Origin of the sequence: Sphaerobacter sp. (assembly GCF_019683595.1) — a bacterium.
GTDB lineage: Bacteria > Chloroflexota > Chloroflexia > Thermomicrobiales > Thermomicrobiaceae > Sphaerobacter.
In genome coordinates this window covers 1-6,681 of record NZ_JADGHZ010000186.1, presented here as the reverse complement: position 1 = coordinate 6,681, position 6,681 = coordinate 1, and the positions used below count along the sequence as shown (strand labels likewise).

Genomic DNA, 6,681 nt, shown 5'->3' with positions numbered 1-6,681 from the left:
TCCGGCGCCCGCGTCAGTTGTTTATAAGCCACTTATTCCAAAGGGGCGGGGGGCGCCGCCGCACTCCAAAGAGCCGGCTTCAGCCGGCTTTTCGTTGTCAGCCCGGCGGCTTTAGCCCCGGACACGGGCCGGGCGGCGGGCATCCTATTACCTGGTTGTCGATCGTACGCCGCCCCAGGTTTACCCCCGGGTACGGGCGACGGCGCTCGGGTCCATCCGTCGCAGGGCGATCAGGGTCGCGATGAGGGCGATCTCCAGCGCCGTGGCGGTGAGGTCCAGCCAGCCGACCGGCAGGCGCACGAAGGTGATCAGCATCGGCAGCCCCACCAACCGGGTGAAGGCCCAGGTCGCGACGATCGCGACGTTGAGGATCAACCCCAGCCGCAGCGTCCACCGGCGCGGGCCGAACAGCAGGTTCACCGCCAGCGCACCTTGTGCCATCGCGACCAGGAGGAAAAACGCCCCTCGCATCGGGGCAAGGGTAAACTCCCCGGGGAGTACCCACAGGTGGATCAGTTCTGAGGCGAACGCCATCCCAGCGGCGCCGACGGCCAGGCGACGGCCGGCGATTTTGGGCGACGCGATCTGCTCGGCGTTTCGTCTCGTGGTCACCGTCATCTCAGACAACCTCGAAGTTCTCCATCATCATCATGTCCTCGTGCTCCAGGTTGTGGCAGTGGAACACGTACTTGCCGCGGTACCCGCTGAAGCGGGCGATGACCTGTGCCGACCCGCCGCGCATGAAGACGGTGTCCTTCCAGCCGGCATCCCACGGGCCCGGTGGCCCGCCGTTGCGCGACAGCACGCGGAATTGCACCAGGTGCAAGTGGATCGGGTGTTCCGGGTCGGCGTGGAGTTCCCAGATCTCGGTTGTGTCCAGCCGGGGTCGCGCCGCGATCCGGTTGGGGTCGAAGATCCGGAAGTTGACCGTGGAGGGCCAGCCGAAGAAGCCCGCGATGAACTGGAAGCGGCGCACCTCCATCGCCTCGCTCGGGTCCGGCAGTGGCTCCTCGCGCGCCAGCCGGTCCGGGATCTCGCTGTATTCCTCCTCGCGGCGCGCGACGTCGAAGCGCATGACCTCGGCGGTGGGACCGACTCCCTCCCGATTCACCAGCCGGACGCTCGTGCCGACCGGATACTGGCCGAAGTCGACGACGACGTCGAAGCGCTCGGCCGGGGCGATCAGGATTTCGTCGTGCGGGATCGGTTGCTCCAGCAGGCCACCGTCGCTGCCGATCTGGATGAAGGCCGGTCCGTTCGGCGGCGGTGGGTCGAGCGCCAGGAGGTAGGGACGGGCGTTGGAAGCGTTCAGCAGCCGGAGCCGGTAGCGCGCGGTGCCTACTTCGAGGACCGGCCAGGGCGCGCCGTTGACCAGGATCGTGTCGCCGAACATGCCGTTGGCGAAGGACGACACGACGCCCGGACGGCCCTGGAGCGTCGGGTCGAGCGAGGGGTAGTAGAGCTCACCGTCCGCGGTGAAGGTGCGGTCGGTGATGACCAGCGGGACCTCCCGCTCCCCCCGTGGCAGCGGCAGGGCGTCCTCGATTTCGTCCCGGATGATGTACAGCCCGGCGAGGCCGCGGTAGACCTGGGGACCGGTGAAGTCCATCCGGTGGTCGTGGTACCAGAGCATGGCGGCCCGCTGCTGGTTCGGGTAGACGTAATCTCTGGTTCCGTGCGTGACCGCGCCGCTGTGGTGGTGCATGGCGCCGGCGTGACCAGATACCGGCAGGATCAGGTCGGTCGGGTAGCCGTCGCTCTCCGGCGGGGTGACGCCCCCATGGAGGTGGGTGACGACCGGGACCGGGAGCTCGTTCCGCTGGCGTATGATGACCTGCCGCCCGCTCCGTGCCTCGATGGTGGGGCCGGGGAAGATCCCCTCGTAACCCCAGATGGTCGTCCGGTAGCCGGGCAGGATCTCCGCCGTGGCCTCCCGCTGGACCATCTCGTAGTAGTCCGCCGACGCGTCGGAGCGGACGGGCTTCAGCACCGGCGGGATCGGCAGGGGAACCTGAAAGGGCTCGACCGGGGGGCTCGTGACGGCGCCGGCCTCCGCCAGTTCGTTCATCGGGCCGATCATTCGGCCGAGGGGGAGCGCGACCGAGGCGGCGCCCAGCATGCCCAGCCGGAGGAATCCTCTCCGAGAGAGCTTCATTGAAGGTCCTTTCCAGGGGTTTGCGTGCGTGGGGAGGGCTGCCCGGCCCCACCCGCGGGTCGTGCGACCCGCGGGTGGGGTGGGGCACCAGCAGCGACCTAGCGCGCCAGGAGGCTGCGGATCGCCTCCTCGAGGACGCAGGCCGGGTTGTCGACCGCGTCCTGGGCACGCCAGGCGACGATGCCGTCCGGGCGCACCAGCACCGCGCCGGAGCCGGTCAGGCCGTGGGCCTCGGCGAAGCGCCCCTCAACGTCGGCCAGGTCGCCGCCGGGGCCAACACGGTAGACATCGAGCGGGAGGCCCAGGTCGCCAGCCACGCGCCGGGCGGGTTCGACCCAGGCGCTGTCGCCTGACGGGGTCAGCAGCACGAACCGGCGGCCGTAGAGGTCGATCGTCGAGACGACTTCGCCGTTGCGCGCCAACGTGACGTGCGGCGCGCGGGTTCCCGGCTGCCCGGCGAGCTGACTGACCGGCAGCGCCGGTGCGTCGCTCTCGGGCGCGCCGATCACCGCCGGCGACCGGTAGATCGGGCCGAAGGTTACCGAGCTGTAGTCCATCAGCGGCGGGTTGTCCCCACCGGCAACGCGGGTCTGCCAGCGGGCCAGCGCCTGCTGCATGATGAAGCAGCCGACCGCGTAACGCTCGTCGTGGTAGGTGTCGAGCAGCGCGGGACCTGCCTCGCCGCGAATGACCGCCGCGAGCTTCCAGGCCAGGTTGTGGGCGTCCTGGATGCCGGTGTTGGCGCCCAGACCCCCGGTCGGTGGGACGATGTGCGCCGCGTCACCGGCCAGGAACACGCGCCCCGCGCGGTACCGCTGCGCGACCTGGGCGCCGATGGTGAAGCCCAGCACCTTGATGTCCGTGCCCGGGATCTGGGGCCGGACCGTGACCGGCACGCCGGGGATGCCAGCCGCCTGGCCCACCAACTCCGCGATGCGGTCGTCGGTGAAGTCTTCGACCGATTCACCGTGATCGGGCAGGTAGCCCATCCCGAAGACCCACCGGTGTCCTTCCTGGTCGTGGGCCATCAAGATCGTACCTGGGCGCGGCTGCTGCAGGTAGGCGATGCTCACCGGCCGGCCACGCAGCGCCGGGGTGAGGTCGGCCGTGATCGTCGCCGTGATGGTGTGGAAGAACGGACCAGGCCCCTCGGTCGGGATCTCCAGCCGCTTGCGGATCGGGCCGGAGTACCCATCGGCGGCGATCATGTAGTCGGCGCGGATCACGCGCTCGTCCCCGGTCCGGCGATCCACGAGCCGGGCGGTGACGCCGTCCTCGTCTTGCGTGAACTCCACCATCTCGGTCGAGAAGTGCAGCTCGGCGCCCAGCTCCACCGCGCGCTTGCGCAGCAGGATTTCCAGCTTGTCCTGATCGATCGGCGCGAACGGCGCCGGGCTCAGGTCGGCCGGGGGCACGTCGTCTTCCGGCTCCTCGACCTTGTGGTGCTCGCCGGCGAGGTTGTCGGCCTGGATCGCCACCCAGGCAAACTGGTCGCCGCCGGCATAGCTGGCCGCACGGATGGCCGGCTCGAGCCCGACCTGGCGGTACAGCTCCACCGTGCGGGGGGTGAAGCCCCGAGCTCGCGGGTGCATCAGCAGGTCCGGGTGGCGCTCGACGAGCGTGGCGCGCACTCCCTGCGCGGCCAGGAACAAGGCCGCGGAAAGACCGACCACGCCGCCACCGACGATCAGAACCGGAGTGTGCTCGTTGTTCATCATGGCGTTGTTCCGCTGCATCGGTGTTTCACCTTTCCTGGCGACCCTGCCGATGGCACGGCCGCCCTGGTTCGGCGGGGGACGGACGCCGCCCCCGCCCAGTACTAACTAGATCGAACGCTGGTAGGCGCCGAACGCCCGCGTGGCGAGCCAGGTCGCCACCACGGCCAGCGCGACCAGCCCCGCGCCGCGCGTGAGAACCAGCGACCAGTCCAATGAGGCGGCCTCGGGCGCGCTCCGGCCGATCTCCACCGCCCAGTTCAGCGGGTTGAACCGGGAGACCTGCCGGATCCAGCCCGGCATCAGCGCCGGGGCCATGAAGACAGACGACAGGAACGTCAGCGGCAGGAGCAGGAACTGCACGACGCCGATGATCGACTCCTCCTTGCGCACGATGAGCGCGACGGCGCAGGAGAGCGCGCCGAAGATCGCCGTGAGCAGCACCGCGGCCGCGACCAGCACGACCACCTGCGCCACGCCGCCTGCGAAGCGCGCACCGACCAGCACGCCGAGCCCGATCAGGATCAGCGACTGGATCACCGTTACCAGACCCGTCTGGATCAACAGGCCGGTGATCAGCGCGCTGCGCGAGACGGGCGAGACCAGGAACCGGTCCAGCACGCCACGGTCGAGGTCGCTGACGACGGTCACGCCGAGCCAGCCGCCGCTGAACAGCGCGCTCATGGCGACGATGCCGGGCGTGAGGTAGGTGGCGTAGGAGCCGGTGTTGAACCCGGGCAGCTCCACCACGCGCTTGAAGAGGGCGCCGAACAGCAGCAGGTAGATGATCGGCTGCACCAGGCTGAACGCGATGTACCACGGCTGGCGGCTGAAGTTGCGCAGGTGCCGCCCGGCGATATCCAAGGTGTGGATGAGCGCTGTCATCGTTCCGTGCCCTTTTCTCCGGCCGCGTCGAAGGAGCGGCCAACGTACCGCAGGTAGACGTCGTCGAGCGATGGACGGGCGACCGTGGCCGCCGCCACCGGAATACCTGCGCGCTCCAGCGCCGCAAGCACCACTGGGATCGCCTGCCCGCCGCTGTTGGCGCGGGCGTACACCGCACCGTCTTGCAGCGTGACGTCGCGCACGCCGGGCAGATGCTCCAGCACCGCCTGGACGCGGGGCTCGGTCGCGCCATCCGCGAGCTCGACCCGGATGGTGTCGCCGCGCAGCTCGCCCTTGAGCTCCTCGGGGGAACCCTCGACCACGACCCGACCCTGGTCGACGATCGCGACGCGCGCGGCCAGGCGGTCTGCCTCCTCCAGGTAGTGGGTGGTCAGCAGGATGGTCAGGCGCTCCTCGCGGGCAAGCCGCTCGATCTCGGCCCAGAGCTCGGCGCGTGCCTCGGGATCGAGGCCGGTCGTCGGCTCGTCCAGGAAGAGCACCTTGGGTCGGTGGATCAACCCCATGAGGATGTCGAGCTTGCGCTGCATGCCCCCGGAGTAGGTGCCCGCGACGCGATCGGCGGCCTCGGCGAGGCCGATGCGCTCGAGCAGCTCATCAACCCGGCGTCGCAGCTCGCGCCCGCGCAGGCCGTAGATCCGACCCTGCAGCGACAGGTTCTCGCGTCCGGTCGCCTCGGGGTCGACCGCTGCCTTCTGGCTGACGTAGCCGATCGCGCGGCGCACGCTGCTGGGACGTGCCACGACGTCGAAGCCTGCCACCCGCGCGCTGCCGCTGTCGGGGCGCGAGAGGGTAGTGAGGATCTTGACGGTGGTGGACTTGCCGGCGCCGTTGGGGCCCAGCAGGGCGAAGATCGTGCCTGTCGCGACGGCGAGGCTGAGCCCGTTGAGGGCGCGCACCCCGCCGGGGTAGGTCTTGACCAGGTTGTGAGCCACGATGGCGAGGTCGGTGTCGTTGGACGCCGCCGCAGCCTCGCGTGGGGCTGCCTGGATAGTCATCGGTCGAACACTCCTTCGTGCAGGAACGTTGCACACCGTGCCTGATGCACGGCCTGTCGACCCGCGGTGCTCGACCTGCTATCCTTGAGGTGGACGCGTCGGGTAGCAGGTTTCGCGTCGCGGGACCAACTCGACGGATTCGGCCCCCATTCGGGTGTGCCAGCACCTGGATGGGGGTCAGTTCATCTCAGTCACTCGTCCACCGCTTCCTCCTCTCGCTCAGTGCCGTCCTGGGTCGTGTCGGGCCGCGCGTGGAACTGACGCCACAGGTCGAGGCCGGAAAGCTCCTCCGTCTCGATGGCCCGGATGAGATCCCGGACCCAGCGCAACTCCGCTTCCTTGAGCATGAGGGCGTAGTCGGACTCGATCAGGAAAACCCGGGGCAGCCCCTGCGCCGCGGCGTCGTCGATCGTGGCGCGCTCCTCCGCGATGTCGCGTTCCAGTCGCTCCACGCGCTCGCGGAGCAGCTCGACCACCGCCTCGGGCGGCAGCACGGCCATCAGGGAGAGGCCCGCCTCGAACTGGGGGTACTCCTTGATCGGCCGCCGCAGTAGGTCGCGGAGCCAGCCGTCCAGCTTGGCCCGACCGGCATCGGTCAACGCGTAGATGGTCCGCTCCGGACGCCGCCCCTCGCGGACCGTCTCGACCGGGACGATCAAGCGGTGGCGCTCGAGCGCGTCGACTACGGTGTAGAGGGAGCCGTAGTTCAGCTTGATGCTGTGGTGCTTACCGCGCTCCCGCATGGTGGACGCCATCTCATACGGGTGCATCGGCCGCTCTGCCAGGAGGGCCAGCACCGCCAGCGCCAGTGGATTAGAGATCGTCCGCTTGCTCGTCACTGTCTACCTCGCGTAGCCGTAGCCGTATATCCGGTTACGAGTATACGGCTCCGGGCATGGTTGTCAAGGGG

6 protein-coding genes are annotated in these 6,681 nt (G+C 69.5%); all 6 read right to left on the bottom strand.

Annotated features, from left to right (window positions below):
• Positions 1-180: 180 nt before the first annotated feature.
• The 6 genes from IRZ30_RS14640 to IRZ30_RS14615 all read right to left on the bottom strand — a co-directional run bounded on the left by IRZ30_RS14640 (position 181) and on the right by IRZ30_RS14615 (position 6,610).
• Positions 181-612 carry a hypothetical protein gene (locus IRZ30_RS14640; protein ID WP_294086209.1) on the bottom strand — a complete coding sequence of 144 codons (432 nt, stop codon included), beginning with the start codon at positions 610-612 and terminating at the stop codon, positions 181-183.
• A 7-nt stretch (positions 613-619) separates the two neighbouring features.
• Positions 620-2,155, bottom strand: a complete 1,536-nt coding sequence (locus IRZ30_RS14635) for a multicopper oxidase family protein (protein ID WP_294086208.1) — start codon at positions 2,153-2,155, stop codon at positions 620-622.
• 98 nt (positions 2,156-2,253) lie between these two features.
• Positions 2,254-3,891 carry an FAD-dependent oxidoreductase gene (locus tag IRZ30_RS14630; RefSeq protein ID WP_294086207.1) on the bottom strand — a complete coding sequence of 546 codons (1,638 nt, stop codon included), beginning with the start codon at positions 3,889-3,891 and terminating at the stop codon, positions 2,254-2,256.
• Between the two features lie 87 nt (positions 3,892-3,978).
• Positions 3,979-4,755, bottom strand: a complete 777-nt coding sequence (locus IRZ30_RS14625; protein ID WP_294086206.1) for an ABC transporter permease — start codon at positions 4,753-4,755, stop codon at positions 3,979-3,981.
• Entirely contained in the window at positions 4,752-5,771 is a 1,020-nt protein-coding gene (locus IRZ30_RS14620) for an ATP-binding cassette domain-containing protein (RefSeq protein ID WP_294086205.1), read from the bottom strand. The genes IRZ30_RS14625 and IRZ30_RS14620 overlap by 4 nt, the downstream gene beginning before the upstream one ends.
• A gap of 191 nt (positions 5,772-5,962) precedes the next feature.
• On the bottom strand, positions 5,963-6,610 hold the full coding sequence (locus IRZ30_RS14615) for a PadR family transcriptional regulator (RefSeq protein ID WP_294086204.1): 648 nt from the start codon (positions 6,608-6,610) through the stop codon (positions 5,963-5,965).
• Positions 6,611-6,681 lie beyond the last annotated feature (71 nt).